Source organism: Demequina sp. NBRC 110055 (genome assembly GCF_002090135.1).
Taxonomy (GTDB): Bacteria; Actinomycetota; Actinomycetes; order Actinomycetales; family Demequinaceae; genus Demequina.
The window spans coordinates 394,854-412,277 of record NZ_BBRL01000004.1 but is presented as its reverse complement, the minus strand read 5'-3'; the positions used below and the strand labels follow the sequence as shown (position 1 = coordinate 412,277).

Genomic DNA, 17,424 nt, shown 5'->3' with positions numbered 1-17,424 from the left:
ATCACCAACACCTATCCATTGACATTGCTTCAGAGAGGAAGTTCCCCATGGGTAAGTACCGCCCGGGCCGTCGCGCCCTCACCGGCGCCACTATCGTCGCCGCCGCCTCGCTTGGCCTTGCAGCCTGCTCGTCGTCGGGCTCCGACGACTCCCCGTCGGACGGCGCCAGCGCAGCCGGAGGTAGCGACGTTGAGCTGCGCCTCGCCTGGTGGGGCTCCGACTCGCGCCACAGCGCCACCCAGGAGGTTATCGATGCCTTCGAGGAGGCCAACTCCGGTATCACTGTGGTCGGCGAGTTCTCCGACTGGGGCGGCTACTGGGACAAGCTGGCAACCGCTACGGCCGGCGGCAACGCGCCCGACGTGATCCAGATGGACCAGCTCTATCTCGCGTCCTATGCCGAGCGTGAGGTCCTCAGCAACCTCGCGGACTACAGCGCACTCGACATGTCGCACCTGGGCGACAGTGTTCTGGGCATGGGGCAGGTCGACGGTGCTCAGTACGCCATGCCGATCTCCACCACCTCGTTCACGCTCCTCGTCAACCAGGACGTTCTGGACGAGCTGGGCCTGACGCTCCCCGACACCGACGCATGGACCTGGGACGAACTCGGCGAGTTTGCGTCGTCGGTCACCGAGGCGTCGAGCGGAGACGTCGTGGGCATTGGGCCAATGAACAACGAGTATTCGCTGCAGCTGTGGGCGCGTCAGCACGGCGAGGCGTTGTTCACCGATGGCAATGTGTCCATTTCCGAGGATGGGCTCGCCTCCTACTTCCAACTCGCTCTCGATTGGGCCCAGTCCGGAGCAGGCGCACCCGCTGACCAGTACTCGGAGCAGGCAGCGCTAACCCTCGACCAGTCCGACTTCGCGACTGGCAAGCAGGCGATGTCCTTTACCCAGTCGACCCAGATCGCCGCCTACACCACGGCGTCCAATGGTGCGAACCTGGTTCCGGTGAAGATCCCGACCGAGGACGCCAACGCCACGCCGTACGCCTATCTGAAGCCCGGCATGTACTGGTCGCTGTCCTCCCAGAGCAAGCACCCCGAGGAGGCGGCCCAGCTCATCGACTTCTTGGTGAACGACCCTGCGGCGACATCGATCATCGGTACCGAACGGGGCCTTCCCGCGAACCCGGACACGGTGGAGCAGCTGAGCGGCAACCTGTCGCCCGAGGAGACCAAGGCCGTGGAGTACACGGAGACGCTTGACCCGATCCTGGGTGACGCCCCCGAGATCGTGCCGAACGGCGCGTCGGACACCGACCCCCTCATCCAGCGCTACCTGCTTGAGGTGATGTTCGAGCAGAGCAGCCCGGCCGACGCGGCTGCGTCGTTCATTAGCGAGCTGCAGTCGTCGATCGACGCAGCCTAAGTGACGGAGGGGGTGGGGCCAAGTGGCCCCACCCCCTCCTCACCGCCCGAACGGTAAGGGAGTACACAACGATGGAGCACACTTGGCGGTGGTTCGGCCCCCACGACCCGATCTCGCTGCGACAGATCCGGCAGACGGGTGCGACAGGAGTGGTGACCGCGTTGCACGAAATCCCCAACGGACAGGTGTGGCCGGTCCACGAGATCGCTGCAAGGAAGCAGGCGATCGAGGAGGCTGGCCTCACGTGGTCAGTCGTCGAGTCGATCCCCGTCCACGAGGACATTAAGAGCGGGGAGCCAGGCTGCGAACGATGGATCGATGCGTGGGCGCAGACGGTGCGCAACCTCGGCGAGTGCGGCATTCACACCGTGTGCTACAACTTCATGCCGGTGCTCGATTGGACACGGACCGATCTTCGCTTCGCGTTGCCCGACGGAACCTGGGCGCTACGGTTTGATCATCGAGATCTCGCGGTCTTTGACCTCCACGTTTTGGGGCGCGCGGACGCTCTCGACGACTACTCGGAAGCGGACCGAGCGGACGCCGCCCGGCGCTATGAGGCGATGACGCAGAGCGAAGTCGACGCCCTCTCTGCCACGATCTTGGCCGGCCTCCCCGGTTCCGAAGAAAGCTCGACAGTCGAATCGCTGCGCGCGGACCTCCGTCGCTACGAGCGAGTCGATGAGGCAGCGATGCGCCGCCACCTGGCGACCTTTCTGGCGGGAGTTTTGCCGGCCGCCGAAGCTGCTGACGTGAGGCTCGCCATCCACCCAGACGATCCGCCGCGAAGCCTGCTAGGACTGCCGCGCATCGTGTCCACGGCCCACGATGCCCGCTGGATCTTGGCGCAATCGCCGTCGGCCGCGAACGGGCTCACGTTGTGCACCGGCTCTTATGGCGTACGCCCCGACAACGACGTCGTGGAGATGGCGCGGGAGTTCGCGTCGCGCATCCACTTTGTCCACCTCCGCTCCACCCAACGCGAGGGAGATGGTCGCAGCTTCCACGAGGCCCCTCACCTGGAGGGCGACGTCGACATGGTGGGCGTGATGTCGGCGCTGGTCGCGGAGGAGCGTCGGCGCGCCGCGCACGGTGGTGCGCGCTTGCCGATGCGGCCGGATCACGGCCATCAGATGCTCTATGACCAAGAACCCGGCCGCCGCGCAAACCCGGGCTACACCCTCATCGGCCGCCTCAAGGGCCTTGCCGAACTACGTGGGCTCGAGCGCGCGGTGAACGCACTCTTTGCCAACGTCGGACTCGCCGAGTCGCTCGGCTCCAGGGAGACATCCTCATGACTGTGATCACCCATGCCGAGGTCCTTGTGGCCAGCCCCGGCCGCAACTTTGTCACCCTGCGCGTCACGACCAGCGATGGCGTGACGGGATTGGGGGATGCCACGCTGAACGGTCGCGAGCTCGCGGTGGCGAGCTACTTGCGCGACCACCTCGTGCCGCTGCTGATCGGACGAGACCCCGCACGCATCGAGGACATGTGGCAGTACCTCTACCGCGGTGCGTATTGGCGACGGGGACCCGTGACCATGACGGCCATCGCCGCCGTCGACACCGCGCTGTGGGACATCAAAGGAAAGGTGGCCGGCCTGCCGGTCTACCAGCTGCTGGGCGGGCGTTCGCGCGAAGGCGTGATGGTCTACACCCACGCTTCTGGGCCAGACGTGCCGGCCTTGCTCGACGATGTGGCCCGCGCCAAGGAACTTGGCTACCGCGCGATCCGTGCTCAGACCGCGGTTCCCGGCGTGGCCGGTACCTACGGAGTCAAGAAAAACGGCCGGTACGAGCCTGCCAACGCCTCGTTGCCCGAGGAGCAGCCGTGGTCGACGGAGGACTATCTGCGCTTTGCCCCGAGCTACCTGGCTGCCGTGCGCGAGACGCACGGCTTTGACTTTCACCTTCTCCACGATGTTCACCACCGCCTGACTCCACTGGAGGCTGCCCGCTTTGGGCGTGCGGTCGAGGAGGTGGACCTGTTCTGGATGGAGGACCCCACCCCGGCCGAAAATCAGGAGGCCTTCCGGCTGATCCGCCAACACACGACGACGCCGGTGGCGGTGGGCGAGGCGCTCACGAGTATCTGGGACGTGCAGCACCTCATCACCGAGCAGCTGATCGACTATGTGCGGATGACGGTGGTGCATTCCGGTGGCATCACGCACCTGCGACGCATCTTCGACCTCGCGGCGCTCTACCAGGTCCGTTCTGGATCACATGGGGCATCCGACCTGTCACCAGTGAGCCAGGCTGCGGCGGTCCACCTTGACCTCGCCATCGCCAACTTCGGCATCCAGGAGCACATGGGCTATCCCGACGAGGTCGCGGACGTCTTTCACAGTCATGTTCAGTACGCGGATGGTGCGCTGGACGTGGGCGACGTACCCGGTCTGGGTGTGGAGTACGACGACGATGCTGCCGCTCGCTATCCGTACGAGCCCCGGTACTTGCCTGTCGCGCGCAGGCTCGACGGAAGCGTGCACGACTGGTGAGCGTGACGTCTGTCCCCACGCTGCCGCGCGTGGCTCGGGCCCGTGAGGCGGCGCCGGTGCGACTGCTGCACCTCGGCCTGGGGAACTTCTTCCGGGCGCATCAGGCGTGGTACACCGATCGTGCGAGCGACGCATCTGAATGGGGCTACGCCGCGTTCGATGGGCGCACTCCCGGTCGCGTGGGACTGCTTGCCCCACAATCAGGTGTCTACACCCTCGTCGTCAGGGATGACAACGGCGACCACCAGGAGCTGGTGCAGTCCCTGTCCGCCGTGCACGGAGCGCTCGATGCCGCCGCATGGCTCGCGTACTGGCGCGACCCGGCCGTCGCGATCGTGACGATGACAGTGACCGAGGCAGGCTATCGAGCCGATCCTCCCGGCGGCGAGCGCGAGGAGGTGGAAGCTTTTCTGCGAGACCCGGGCGCTCCGGTGTCTTCCCCCATAGGTCGTGTGGTGGCAGGGCTGCTCGCTCGTCGCGATGCGAATGCCGGTCCCGTGGTGCTGTTGCCGTGCGACAACCTCCCTGACAACGGACGTCAATTGCGCAATGCTGTTGAAGCCTTCGCGGCGGAAGTGGACCCCACGCTCAACGAGTGGATCGGGCACCACGTTGAATTTGGATCGACCATGGTGGACCGGATCACCCCCGCAACCACCCCCGAGCTCATCGACCTGGTGGCCGATTCGACGCGCAAGGATGACAGGTCCCCGGTAGCGACAGAGCCGTTCACCGAATGGGTGATCGCGGCACACTTTCCGCAAGGACGGCCCGCGTGGGACGCGACCTTCGTCAGCGATGTCCGCCCGTATGAGGAGCGCAAGCTCAGGCTGTTGAACGGTGCGCACTCCCTGCTCGCCTACTGCGGGGTGATGAGGGGGCACGCCACCGTCGTGCAGGCGATGAGTGATCCCACGCTCCGGATGTGGGTGGAGCGATGGTGGGACGAGGCCTCGACGGGACTCGTGATCGATGCCGGGTCGCTCCAGGAATATCGCGATGCCCTCACCCGCAGATTCCTGAACGGGCGCATCCGCCATGAACTGGCACAGATATCGGCCGACGGTAGCGAGAAACTCGTCGCGCGCATGATCCCCACGATCCGCGCGCTAGCAGCCGAGGGTGGGACGTCACTGGCGGGATGTGAAGCCATGGGCGCATGGGTCGCGTTCTTACGTCGCCCGCCCATACCGGTCAAGGACCCACGTGCGAGCGAGCTGCGCGAGAAGGCCTCGAGGGGCCGCGTGAGGGACGGCGTGAGCGCGGTCTTGGGCGCAATCGACCCCGCACTCGCGCAGGACACAGACGTGATGGAACACGTGACGGGGGCCACTGAGCGCTACCTCGGTCAGGAGAAGGGGGCGCTGTGAGCGACGTGCTGGCTCGCCTGGGCGAGCACCGTCTGGTGCCGGTGGTGGTGCTGGATGATGCCGCGCGGGCTGGGGGTTTGGCTGAGGCGTTGGTGGCGGGGGGGTTGCCGGTGGCGGAGGTGACGTTCCGGACGGCGGCTGCTGCGGAGTCGATTCGGGTGATGGCTGCTCGTGGTGACATGGTCGTGGGTGCTGGGACGGTGGTGACGGCCTCGCAGGTGGATGAGGCGGCTGATGCGGGGGCGTCGTATGTGGTCTCGCCTGGACTGAGCCGTGCGGTGGTGGAGCGGTGTGCCGAGCGGGGGGTGCTGGCTTTGCCGGGTGCGGTGACGGCGTCGGAGGTGATGGCTGCCCTGGAGTTGGGGGTGTCGACGGTGAAGTTTTTCCCGGCGGAAACCTCTGGCGGTGTGGCCGCGGTGAAGGCGTTGGCGGCCCCGTTCAAGGATGTGAGGTTTGTGCCCACCGGTGGGATCGGGCCGAAGAACCTGCACGAGTATTTGTCGATCCCGGCGGTGCATGCGGTGGGGGGTTCGTGGATGGTGCCCAGGGATCTGATTGCTGCCGGTGATGTTGATGAGGTGCAGCGCCTGACGGCTGAGGCCGTCGCGCTGGTGAAGGAGGCCTGAGTGTCTGTGCTGAACGTGAAGGCATCATCCGAGTGTCGTTTCGATGCGGTCTCCCTGGGTGAGGTGATGCTCCGCCTCGACCCGGGCGAGGGGCGTATTCGCACCGCCAGGTCCTTTACGGCCTGGGAGGGTGGGGGTGAGTACAACGTGTCGCGTGGTCTTGCCCGCGCGTTCGGGTATCGCACCGGCATTGTGACGGCGTTGGCCGATAACGAGGTCGGCCACTTGGTGGAGAACCTGATCCTCGCCGGCGGCGTCGACATCAGCAACGTCGTCTGGAAGGACTATGACGGGATCGGCCGGTCTGTGCGTAACGGCCTGAACTTCACCGAGCGTGGCTTCGGCGTCAGGGGCGCCGTCGGCGTCTCGGACCGTGGCCACACCGCCGCATCCCAGCTCACTGCAGATGACGTTGACTTCGATCACCTCTTCGGCGAGCTTGGTGTGCGCTGGCTTCACACCGGCGGCATCTTCGCGGCCCTGTCGGACACGGCCGCGGAGACCGTGATCGCGGCCGTGGAGGCCGCCCACGCCCACGGCACTGTCGTCTCTTATGACCTGAACTATCGGCCGAGTTTGTGGAAGTCGATTGGTGGCAAGGAGCGTGCCCAAGAAGTCAACCGCGCCATCGCACCCCATGTGGACGTGATGATCGGCAACGAGGAAGACTTCACAGCTTCTTTGGGCTTCGAGGTTCCCGGCGTCGACGAAGACCTGGCTGAACTGGATGTGGCCGGCTTTGAGCAGATGATCGGTGCCGCCGCTGAGGCGTTCCCGAACTTCTCCGTCATCGCCACCACCATGCGTGGCGTGCGATCCGCGACCGTGAACGACTGGGGCGCCCTGGCATGGTCGAAGGACTCTGGCGTGGTGCGTGCCACGCAACGTGACGGCCTCGAGATCCTCGACAGGGTCGGCGGCGGAGACTCCTTCGCGTCCGGGCTGATTCACGGCCTGCTCGAAGGCGACACCCTTGAGCGTGCCGTCAACCTCGGGGCCGCCCACGGCGCCCTGGCCATGACGACCCCTGGCGACACGACCATGGCCACCAAGGCCGAGGTGCACAAGTTGGCCGCCGGAGGAGGTGCTCGCGTCGACAGATAACGTCCCTCGCGGTGCCCCAGTGGCACCTCGTCCTCGCGCCCACCTCGGGTAGGGCATCGACGCGACGCCGCGTCACCAAGCAAGCATCTTTGATACTGCGGAACGACACGTAAGGAACCAGCAATGACGCTCGTCCTGACAAAAAGCCGCGCGGTTCTTGCCGCCGCCACCGTCCTCCTGACGCTCTTTCTCGCGACCGTTGTTACGGCGACGCCAGCAGTGGCCGCTGCCGGAAGCGGCTCCACCTACTACGTCGACGCCGACGGGGGCGATGACACCGCTGACGGCACCTCGCCGGCCACCGCATGGCGCAGCCTCGAGAAGGTCAACGCCACCACCTTCGCGCCGGGCGACGTCATCCGTCTCGAATCCGGCGACACCTGGACGGGTCAACTCTGGCCGCAAGGGTCAGGCACGTCCGACGACCCCATCACCATCGCCAGCTACGGCGACGGAGCCAAGCCCGCGCTGCGCGGTCAGGGAGAAGTGGGCGATGTGGTGCGCCTCTTTAACCAGCAACACTGGATCATCTCCGAGCTCGATGTGTCGAACGCGACGGTCTCAGGATCGCCGTCGGGTTCGGATCTTAAGGACCTGCGCGGTATTCACGTGTCGGGCGATAGCGGCACGACCCTCAGCGGCTTTGTCGTGCGTGACGTCGATGTTCACGACGTCACCGGTGAGGTGAACTGGATCAGCGGCGATGTGGCCAATAATGAACCCGGCGTCACGTTCAAGACAGGCTGGGATGGCTCCAAGAAGACCGGTGGCATCGTGTTCGACGCGGCGGTCGCGGACATCCAGGACCCGCAGGACACGCCCACGATCCTCAACGATGTGCTCATCGAGGGCTCGTCGGTGGTTAACACCTCCTTCGCCGGCATCGTGTTCAAGCAATACACGGGCGACGGAACCGATGGGAATGGCAACACGATCGCCACAGCCACCGGCTGGGGCACCCGAGCCAATGCGTCGGACCCCGCCTTCGCCCCTCACACCAACGTCGTCATTCGCGGCAACTACGTGTACCAAGACGGCACCGATTACGGCTGCAACGGCATGTACCTCACCAACATTCGGGGTGCCCTCGTCGAGCACAACGTGGTGGAGCGCGCCGGCACGTCGGGGATTGAGACCTATTACGCGGACGACGTCACCATCCAGTACAACGAGGTCTACGACACTCAACGCAAGGCCGGCGGAGCCGACTCGAACGGTATCGACCCAGACAAGGGCACCACGAACCAGGTGATTCAGTACAACTACCTGCACGGAAACGGTGACGGCGTCCTCATCTGCCAGTTCGTTTTCGGGGACGCGGTGATCCGCTACAACGTCATCACCGAGTCGAGCCGCTACCCGATCTATCTTCACTCGGACCGGGCCGCCGTCGCGCATGTCTACAACAACACGGTCTACAACACGACCTCGAACTACCTTGCCTACGGCTATGGCTCGTCGCTCAACGGGACCTATCACCTGTCGAACAACGTGTTCTACTCCTCGCGCGCGGGGGCAACGCTGACCACCAGCCCCACGATCACGTACGACAACAACCTCTACTCGTCCAACCTCACAGTGCCCGACTCGGACGCTGCTGCCTTGGTGGGTGATCCCCTGTTCAGTGACACCAACGTGACCGGCCCTTACGGTGATCTCGCCTCAGGTCCGCAGCTCGACCTCGCGCTCGGCTTCGCTCCCCTGTCGGGATCCAAGGCCGTCAACACGGCTGCATCTATCAACGGCAGCCCCGCCGTGGACTATGCCGGCGTTGCACTCCCGAACGGGCAGCCGGACGTCGGCGCCTTCGAGTACGCGACGCCAGTCGGCGCGACCACCGAGGCGGTGGCTGGCTTCGTCACCGACCCTTCGGGCCGGCGCCTGTCTGGTGCCACCGTCAGTGTGACGGGCGTCGCAGACACCGAGACCACCGACGCTCGGGGGTGGTTCCGGATGACAGGCGTGCCCCTGGGTGACATTGATATATCGGCGACCCGCACCGGCTATGAGGGGGAGGCTGTCTCCTCCTCCACGAGCACGGGTACCTCGGCCCTCGTGACCGTCGTACTCGAGTCCAACTCCACCGTGGGAACCGCGAGCGGCACCGTGCGAGACGTGACGGGCGCAGGGTTCGAGGGGGCCTCCGTGGAGATCTCAGGCGCGGAAGGCGTTGTGGCATCGGGCGTGTCCGATTCCTCAGGTGCGTTCGCCATCGAGACACCCATCGGGGACGGCTACACGATCCGCGCATCGGCACCAGACATGCGTCCGGCCGAGGTTCGCGGTATCACGATCGACCCGGCCGCCACCAGCCAGGCGGGCGCCCTGCTGCTACAGCCGATGGTTCCAGAGGTGATCTTCCAGGACACCGTCGACGACCGTCCCGTCGGCACCTTCGCCAACGCCACGGACGGGTACACGGTTTCTCAGTCGGGTGGGTCGGTCAGCGTGACGGAGGTCGAGGACGGTCGAGCGTTCACGCTTGCGCGGAACGCGAATAGCGGGACCACCGAGCTGACGCGTGCCTACTCGTCGCCGCTGACCGGCATCGTCACCGTTCAGGCGCGGGTGATGAAGGTCGCGGATACCGGCTCGAATAGTTGGTTCAGCGTCCCCTACATCTGGGATGACGGAGGGGCCGTCGGCACGGCCTTGGCGTTCAGCAAGGGAGACATCGTCGCGTACCAGGGCACGTCCTCGAGCAGCCTCATGCGCTACACGTTGGGACAGTGGTACACGCTGACTCAGGTGCTCGACACGGTGAACCAGACCTTCGATCTGATGATTGACGGCGTCACGGTCATCGAAGGTGCGGGGTTCCGCAACCCGATGGATGCGATTGGCAAGATTCAGTACTACGCCAATAGTTCGAACTACTCCACCGTGCGTATCGACAACGTTTTGATCCTGCAGGGGTCGCAGCCTGACACGGGCGACGGATCGCTGGCCTCGCTCTCGACGAGCGCAGGGGTGCCTGTCGCCGACACCGACGGGTATCGCCTCGATGTTCCCGCAGCTACCTCGACGCTCGATGTGTGGGCCATCCCCGGATCGGTCACGGCTCAGGGTGTCGAGATCGGTGGCGTTCGCGCGGAGGCGGGCGAGTCGGTCACTGTCCCGCTCGACGAGGGGCTGAACGACATCCCGATCAGCGTCATTGCCGAGAACGGCTCCTCGACGACGTACACCTTGCGCGTCACTCGAGGATTCCTCGCCGCCGATGCGACGCTCGCATCCCTGGGCGTCGAGGGAGGCACGTTGTCGCCCTCCTTCTCTCCTGACGTGGAGGAGTACGCGGTCGCGGTGCCCGTGGGTACGTCGAGCGTGGTCGTCACTCCCGTTGCCGTCGGGCCGTCCTCGGATGTCACCGTCAACGGTGACGAGGTGACGTCCGGAAGCGCGGTCGCCGTCACAGTCGAAGACGGCTCAAGGGTGGTCGTGGAGGTGGCATCGGCAGACGGAACGGCGGTGACCACGTACACGCTCACCATGGATGTGCAGAAGCCAAACTACCTCGCAGCGGTTGATTTCGAGTCGTTCGAAACCGGCCCCGCTGTCGACGTCGCTCCGCTCGTGGCGGAGGCCGGCGCCGGAGTCGTCACGGTGGTCGCAACCGATGGCAATCAGTATGGTCATCTCGAACGGGCCGATGCGGCGAGCGGCGCGTCCCCGACCGCGCTGACGTACACGGCAGCTGACCCGATTACCGGAGTCATCACCGTCCAGCAGCGGGTGCGCCGGCCCGAGGGTCAGCCCACCTCGGGAGCGACGTTCTTCGGCGCCCCGTACATCCGCAACGCCCAGGGCGAGGACCTGGTGAGCATCGGGTTCAGCGATGGCAACATCAGCGCACGCGATGGTGCCACCTATCTGTCCAGCGTCGGGACCTATGCGGAAGGCGAGTGGGTGCTGGTGACCGTGGTGATCGACACCACGACGCAGACCTACTCCCTGTCTCTCGACGGTGAGCGGGTTCTCGATCAAGCGTCTCTACGCAACCCCGTCCGTTCGGGAATCGCGGTGGTCACGACCTACGCGAATACGTCGAACAACGGCTCCGCGGACATCGACGATGTTCGTATTTGGTCGGGGGAGGGGTACGCGCCGTCCATGACCGCTCTTGCCCACCTCACCGCAGATCCGGGTGAACTGACCCGGGTATCCGACGGAGCGTACTCACTCGTGTTGGACGCCGGCACGGACGACGTCACTATTGCTGCCGAGCCGGTGAGCCCTTTCGCCTCTGTCGCGGTTGACGGCACGCGAACGGTTGATGGAACCGTGACCGTGCCGGTCAGCAGCGGGCCGTTTGACGTGACGGTGACGGCCGAAGATGGCTCAAGCGCCACGACGGTCATCGATGTAGTCATGCCGCCGGCCGTCCAGGACGACGTCGGCACTGTCGTGGCGGGGCAGTCCGTCGACATCGACGTCCTCGCGAACGACGGCACCTTCCCGCCGCTCGACGCCGCGAGCCTCACGCTTCTCGATGACGCGGGTGCCGAAGTCTCGAGCACCACAGTGGACGAAGGCACGTTCGTCGTCGGTGATGGGTTCGTGCGTTTCGCTGCCACCGCCGCGGCATCAGGTGAGGCGATCGTGACCTACCGCGTCACAAACGCGTCAGGGTTGAGCGGTGAGGCAACGGTCCGAGTCACGGTCCAGGCGGCTGCGCCCGCCTGGGACCGCGCGCAGCGGTATACCGCCGGTGACACCGTCCTCTACGACGGCGCGCTGTATCGGGCGCTGTGGAACACGAAGGGAGACGAGCCGGGCGGCAACGCGAACGGCGCGTGGGCCGAGGTCGGCGCCGCCGCCGAGTGCCACGACGCTCCGTGTCACGAGTGGACCTCCACTGCTGTGTACAACTCCGGTGACACCGTCGCGCATGACGACGGCGTGTGGGTCGCACTGTGGTGGAGCCGCGGCGAGAAGCCGGGGAGCCAGTTGTACGGAGCGTGGGCGCAAGCGGGCGCTCCCGTTGAGTGCACCGGGGAGGTCCGCGACTCGTGGACGTCGACCGGCGTCTATGTCGAAGGCGACGTCGTGGTCTTCGATGGCGCCGAGTGGACTGCCGGATACTGGACTCGGAACCAAGAGCCCGGTACCGCCGCCGTGTGGGCTCGTACGGGCACCTGCCGTTAGGGTCCGCCGCGGCTCGTCGTCCAACGAGGGGGAGACGAGCTGCGGCCGGACGCGGGCCGGCACGATCAGTCGCGCCGCAGCATCACGACGTCGGATTCGCGACTGCCGCCCACGACGAAGGTGCGTGTACCCACCTGCGTGAAGCCATGGCGACGGTAGAACGCCTGTGCCCGCAGGTTGGCATCGTTAGTGCCGAGCCACACCGGGCCCGGCCCGTGCGCCTCGCGTGTGGCTGCGACGGCGGCCTCCATCAGCGCGCCGGCGAGCCCGTTGCCCTGGGCCTCGGCGCACACGTAGATCTTGGACAGTTCGTGCACCGGGTCGGAGGCGACCCCCACACGGTCGAGTGCGACGGCCGCCTCGGGGTCCCCGCAGGGGCCGTACGTCGCCAAGGCGTAGCCGTCGAGCGTTCCGGCAACCACGGCATCGGCCACCACTACGGAATGGATGGGCGAGGAAACCCAGCCACCAATCACGTCAGCGTTGAGCTTGGCCGCGATATGCGCGTCCATCGCCTCGCGCGTGGTGGTGGGTGGGCACGCCAGCGGGAACGTGGCGGCGGCCAGGTCGACGAGGGCGGGGATGTCCGATGCGGTGGCAGGTCGGACTGTCGGTGGCGGGCCATTCACCTGGGCAGTTTTCCACATCGGCGCGGTATCGTGCCGCAAGCGAACCGACCGGGGGGTAGGGATGGACAAGCCGGCGAACCCATGGCATTTCTTGTGGGCTATGCCCGTGAGCACCGTGTGTGCGATGTACCTGTATGTCATTGCTCTGCTCACCACCGGCTGGGTTTTTGGTGGGACGCCGCACGACGGTCTCTCCGATCCTCTCGAGACGTTGATGTGGATCGCAGCCGGGTCTGCCGTCTGGATGTGCCCGGTGGCCCTCGTGCCATGGAATCGTGCGTGGAAGCCGCGGATTGTCGTGGCGTGTGTTCTCACGGTGGTGGTGACGGCGGGCGTCTTCGCGTCGCTCAGTGCGTAACAGGTGGCGAGCCCCAATCGTGCGGTCGCCCATGGAGAAGAACACCAGACCTGGTCGCTACATCCCGGCAATCGCCAGACTAGATCGACAACTTTGCTCAACTAGCGTCCTTTGCCAGAGCAGGGCGCCGACTGACAAGAGCTACATCTCACCCTTGCGCGTGAGCCACTGCATGGCCACGAAGCCCATGGGGATGCGGATCCAGTAGGTGATGAAGCGGTAGATCAGCACCACCGGCGTCGCGACGGGCAGCGGCACGCCCGCACCCGTGAGTCCCGCGATCAGCGAGGCTTCGACGGCGCCCAGGCCACCGGGCGTGGGGACCACCGCGCCGACCGCGTTCGACAGGAAGAACAGGATCGTCACGTCGATGATCGCGAGGTCCTGACCGAAGGCCTCGAGGGTGCAATAGAACGTGCCGACGAACGCCACCGTCTGGACCAGGTTGCCCGCGAGCCCCAGCGCCAGGCGCCACGGCTGACCCAGGATTTGGACCAGCCGGGGCCAGGTCTGACGCAGCGTCGGCATGATCTTCGCGAGCGTCCAGCGGCGCACTTTCGGCACCAGCATGAACGCGGTGATGACCACCGCCGCGACGCCAATGCCGATGAGGACCGCCGTCGACGGCAGCGCCGCGAGCGTCCCCTCGGAGCCGGTGAACAGCGTCAGGGCCAGCAGGCCGACGACCGTCACGACCACCGCGGACACCTGCACCAAGGCGACCGTCGCGACCGCGAGCGGTCCCGCCACGCGCCTGCGCGTCAACAGCCGCAGATTGAGGGCCGCGGGTCCCACGCCCGCAGGCACCGCGACGGCGATGTACCCGGCCGCCACCTGGGTGAAGAGCACGCGTCCCCAGGGCAGGCGCACCGGTGAGAAGGCGAGCATGGCCAAGGCCGCGCCCGCGTAGGTCAGCAGCGACCAGGCGAAGGCGCCGACGAGCCACGCGGGGTTGGCGCTCGACAGCGCCCCCAGGATCTCCTGAGTGTTGAACGTGGTGAGGATGACGGTGCCGATGAGGACGGCGGCGCCAAACAGGACGATGGTGCGCCATCCGAAGCGGGCGATGTTCTGCTGCTCGATCTCGGCATCGGGCACCCGCGCCACGATCGCCGCGCGGGTGTCCTTGAGGCGATCCCCATGTGCCTTGAGCGCCCTCTGGGTCGAGCGCGGCAGCACGATGGACTGCAGCAGCGGCGCGACCTGCTCCACGATGTCCTCGCCGAGCGCTCGGAACGCCGCGTCGACGGCGCGATCCGATCCGACGATGGCGGCGGTGGCCGCGAGCACCTGGACGTTGTCCAGGCGCCGGGCCAGCGTCGATGTCGCCACCTCGCCCATGTCCCAGCTGGTGATCCATACCAGCGGGGTGCCGGTGGCCTCGCCATCGCCCACCAGGATCGTGTCGGCGGAGACCTGACGGTGCGAGATGCCGGCCGCGTGCGCCTGGCCAAACTGCGACCAGATCGAGTCGAGCATGTCGTCGTCGACCTCGTCCGCGGTCATCTCGGACAGCGCCCGCATCGCGACGGGGCGCTGGTAGACCACCAGCATGGTGTCGCGCGCCTGGCTCATGCCCAGCACGCGCGCGGTCCGTACGCCCGCCGAGCGTGCGGCATGGGAGACGAGCGCCGTGGACTCGGCGGCGTGGCGCAGGCTCACCTCGGCCCTGGGGTCCAGGCCGCGGAAACGGATGGTCTGCCACCACTTGGAGATGAAGCCTGCGGCGTGCTGGTCGCCGTCGAGCGCGAGCACGATGAGCTGGTGGCCCTCGACGGTCGTCACCGAATAGATGCGTCCGGAGCGTGTGCGGCCAATCGCCGCGGCGACGTCGTCGTGCCCCTCGGGCTCGTACGCGTCGTGATGGTCGGCGCGGACGATCCTGCGCGGCTCAAACCCTGCTCGGCGGATGCCGTCGGCGAGCTGCGCGCCATACGCCCGATCGGCCGTCGAGCCCACCGCCCAGCGCAGTACCAGGCCCGAGGCGCGCCCGATCAACACCACGGTGATCGCCGCGGGCAGCGTCACGATGCCCGAGATGACGCCGACGGCGGCGGCGATCCACACGAACGGCCACGAGATCGACAGCACCCGGCGCGTGGTGCGCAGCCCGGCCGCGGTCAGCATGGCGGCGACAGCGGCGAGGTAGGCGGGCAGCTGCACCACCATCTCTCCCTCGGAGGTCCTCACCGACAGCGAGCGGACCAGCTCGTCGGCGCCGAACTCGAGCGTCGTGATCGCGGCGATCACGGTGACGATGAACGCGAGCACACCCGCGCCGATGACCTCGAGGATGCGCCGCGGTTCGCGCCTGAAGCCCAGGTCGATGATGACCGCGAGGGGCACGACGATGGTGACGATGCCGGAGAACAGGTTGACCGGAGCGACCAGGAGGCGCTGCAGCACGCGCGCGAAGCCCTGCACATCCTCGGTCAGGCCCTCGGTGGTGGCGGTGCCGTAGGCGCCGAGCAGCAGCACCAGAACGATGCCCAGTGTGGTGATAGAGGCCGCGATGATGTCCGTGACGCGGTGCACGCGCGTCTCAGGTGCGTCGACGACGGAGACGCCCCGCAGCGGATCGTCGCTCGCAGGGGCGTCCTGCGTCGCGTCGCGGTCGGCCATGGCCTCGAGTCTAGGAGGTGGAATGTCGGTTTACGCGACGCCGAGCGACTCGAGCCACGCGGCCGGCACCAGCTCGGGACCGATGAACGAGACTGCATCAAGAGTCCAGTGCGCCGCGATCAGCGGGCCGAGCCGCCCCGTGCGGTGGAACCAGTACGCGAACACGAGGCCCATGACCACGTTTCCCAGCGCCATCGGCCAGCCTTGGTAGAGGTGGTAGGCGCCCCTGAGCAGGGCCGATGCCGCAATAGCCGCATACGGCGCCCACGCCAGCTCCTTGAGCCGGGTCACGAGGTAGCCCACCGCGACGGTCTCTTCCAGCACCCCCGCGACGGCCGCCGAGAGCAGCAGGATGGTCGCGGCCCACCACGCATCGGGCAGCCCCGAGGTGTCGATCCGCACCGTCTGACCCATCGCCCGCGACACCGCGTAGAGCGCAAGCCCCGGCAGCCCGATGCACGCCGCCAGCGCGAGCCCACGCAGGGCATCGGCCCCCGCCGCCTTCCAGCCTCCGGTGAGCCCGAGGACCCGGTGCACGGAGCGCCCGCCCATCGACAGCAGATACATCACGAGCGCGACGGGCATCAACAGATACGCCTGGCGCACCACCTGCGACAGCAGGTCCAGGTAGTCGATCTGGGAGCGCGAGGGGTTGAGCGTCGTGGACTGCTGCCCGATTGCCGGCTCGGCGAGATAGCGCTCCACCAACGTGATCGCTGCCGAGATCGCGTAGTAGCCCAGCGATAGGCCGAGCACGATGACGATCTCGACCTTCAGTCGGCGCCGACTGGGCACAGCCGTCTGGGCGGCCGATGCCGTGGCTGGCCGGGCGGCGTCCGCTGACGTATCCATGGTCACGCCACCCTAACGAGCGGCGAGGCGACGTCGTCACCTCGCCACGGCATCGGCCGTAGTCTCGAGGCATGACTGTGGTGACCGCGATCCGCCGCTATCCCGTCAAGTCGATGGGCGGCGAGGCCCTGGACCGGGTGGAGCTCGACGCGCGCGGGCTCGTGGGCGACCGCGCGTGGGCGGTGCGCGACGGCGACTCGCGACTGGCCTCGGGCAAGAACACCAAGCGCATGGTGCGCCGCGACGGGGTGTTCGCCTTCAGCGCCGCGACTCGCGCCGAGGGCGTCGTAGTGAGCGGGCCCGGCGGCCGTCACGGGCTCGCCGGCGACCCCGCCGTGGACGCGTGGCTCGCGGACGCGCTCGCGGCCGAGGTGGCGCTCGCACCCGAGACGGACGTGCCGCACTTCGATGACGGCGCCGTCTCCTTGGTGGGCACAGCGACGCTCGACTGGTGTGCGCGCGAGCTCGGAGCGGATGCCGACGCGCGCCGCCTGCGTGCCAACCTCGTGGTGGCGACCACCGAGCCGTTCGAGGAGGAGCGGTGGGAGGGCGAGGTGCGCATCGGGACCGCCGTGTTGCGGCCCGCGGGGCGGATCGAGCGCTGCCGCACCATCGATCTGGCCCAGGACGGGCTCTCCGAGAAGACCCGATGGTTGCAGCCGTTGGGGAAGTCCCGCGACCTGCGCGTGGCGATCTATCTGGACGTAGTGACGCCGGGTGCGATTGCGGTCGGGGACCTCGTCACCGCCAGCTAGGTGGGCTGCATGACTCCTGGCGGGACATGAGGGTCGGAAATCGACCAAATCCGACCTTCATGTCCCGCCAGGGCGCGGGGCCGG

The 17,424-nt window shown here is 67.0% G+C and carries 12 protein-coding genes; 9 read left to right on the top strand and 3 right to left on the bottom strand.

The window, feature by feature from the left end:
• Positions 1-47 precede the first annotated feature (47 nt).
• The 7 genes from B7K24_RS02000 to B7K24_RS01970 all read left to right on the top strand — a co-directional run bounded on the left by B7K24_RS02000 (position 48) and on the right by B7K24_RS01970 (position 12,124).
• Positions 48-1,376 (top strand): ABC transporter substrate-binding protein, encoded by a 1,329-nt coding sequence (locus B7K24_RS02000; protein WP_084128353.1) that lies wholly within the window; start codon positions 48-50, stop codon positions 1,374-1,376.
• A gap of 71 nt (positions 1,377-1,447) precedes the next feature.
• Entirely contained in the window at positions 1,448-2,674 is a 1,227-nt protein-coding gene (gene uxuA, locus B7K24_RS01995; RefSeq protein ID WP_084128351.1) for a mannonate dehydratase, read from the top strand.
• Positions 2,671-3,879 (top strand): D-mannonate dehydratase ManD, encoded by a 1,209-nt coding sequence (manD, locus tag B7K24_RS01990; RefSeq protein ID WP_084128349.1) that lies wholly within the window; start codon positions 2,671-2,673, stop codon positions 3,877-3,879. Before uxuA ends, manD begins: the two co-directional genes overlap by 4 nt.
• A gap of 29 nt (positions 3,880-3,908) precedes the next feature.
• Complete coding sequence (locus tag B7K24_RS01985) at positions 3,909-5,249, top strand: mannitol dehydrogenase family protein (RefSeq protein WP_084129206.1); 1,341 nt, start codon at positions 3,909-3,911, stop codon at positions 5,247-5,249.
• The gene (eda, locus tag B7K24_RS01980) at positions 5,246-5,875 is read left to right on the top strand and encodes a bifunctional 4-hydroxy-2-oxoglutarate aldolase/2-dehydro-3-deoxy-phosphogluconate aldolase (RefSeq protein ID WP_084128347.1); all 630 of its coding nucleotides are present in this window, start codon (positions 5,246-5,248) and stop codon (positions 5,873-5,875) included. Before B7K24_RS01985 ends, eda begins: the two co-directional genes overlap by 4 nt.
• The gene (locus B7K24_RS01975; protein WP_084128345.1) at positions 5,876-6,979 is read left to right on the top strand and encodes a sugar kinase; all 1,104 of its coding nucleotides are present in this window, start codon (positions 5,876-5,878) and stop codon (positions 6,977-6,979) included. It abuts the gene before it with no gap.
• Between the two features lie 123 nt (positions 6,980-7,102).
• Positions 7,103-12,124, top strand: a complete 5,022-nt coding sequence (locus B7K24_RS01970) for a cadherin-like beta sandwich domain-containing protein (RefSeq protein ID WP_084128343.1) — start codon at positions 7,103-7,105, stop codon at positions 12,122-12,124.
• A 65-nt stretch (positions 12,125-12,189) separates the two neighbouring features.
• Here the strand turns inward: B7K24_RS01970 and B7K24_RS01965 are convergent, their stop codons facing one another.
• A complete protein-coding gene (locus B7K24_RS01965; RefSeq protein WP_234986512.1) occupies positions 12,190-12,753 on the bottom strand; it encodes a GNAT family N-acetyltransferase in 564 nt (187 codons plus the stop codon).
• 106 nt (positions 12,754-12,859) lie between these two features.
• On the opposite strand from B7K24_RS01965, the gene B7K24_RS01960 reads away from it, so the two are divergent.
• Positions 12,860-13,111 carry a hypothetical protein gene (locus tag B7K24_RS01960; protein ID WP_144268068.1) on the top strand — a complete coding sequence of 84 codons (252 nt, stop codon included), beginning with the start codon at positions 12,860-12,862 and terminating at the stop codon, positions 13,109-13,111.
• Between the two features lie 141 nt (positions 13,112-13,252).
• Here the strand turns inward: B7K24_RS01960 and B7K24_RS01955 are convergent, their stop codons facing one another.
• Positions 13,253-15,733, bottom strand: a complete 2,481-nt coding sequence (locus B7K24_RS01955; protein WP_084128339.1) for a lysylphosphatidylglycerol synthase transmembrane domain-containing protein — start codon at positions 15,731-15,733, stop codon at positions 13,253-13,255.
• A gap of 30 nt (positions 15,734-15,763) precedes the next feature.
• Positions 15,764-16,585 carry a CPBP family intramembrane glutamic endopeptidase gene (locus B7K24_RS01950; RefSeq protein WP_084128338.1) on the bottom strand — a complete coding sequence of 274 codons (822 nt, stop codon included), beginning with the start codon at positions 16,583-16,585 and terminating at the stop codon, positions 15,764-15,766.
• Positions 16,586-16,656: 71 nt separating this feature from the next.
• Between B7K24_RS01950 and B7K24_RS01945 the strand changes: the two genes are divergently transcribed.
• Positions 16,657-17,340 (top strand): MOSC domain-containing protein, encoded by a 684-nt coding sequence (locus B7K24_RS01945; RefSeq protein WP_084128337.1) that lies wholly within the window; start codon positions 16,657-16,659, stop codon positions 17,338-17,340.
• Positions 17,341-17,424 lie beyond the last annotated feature (84 nt).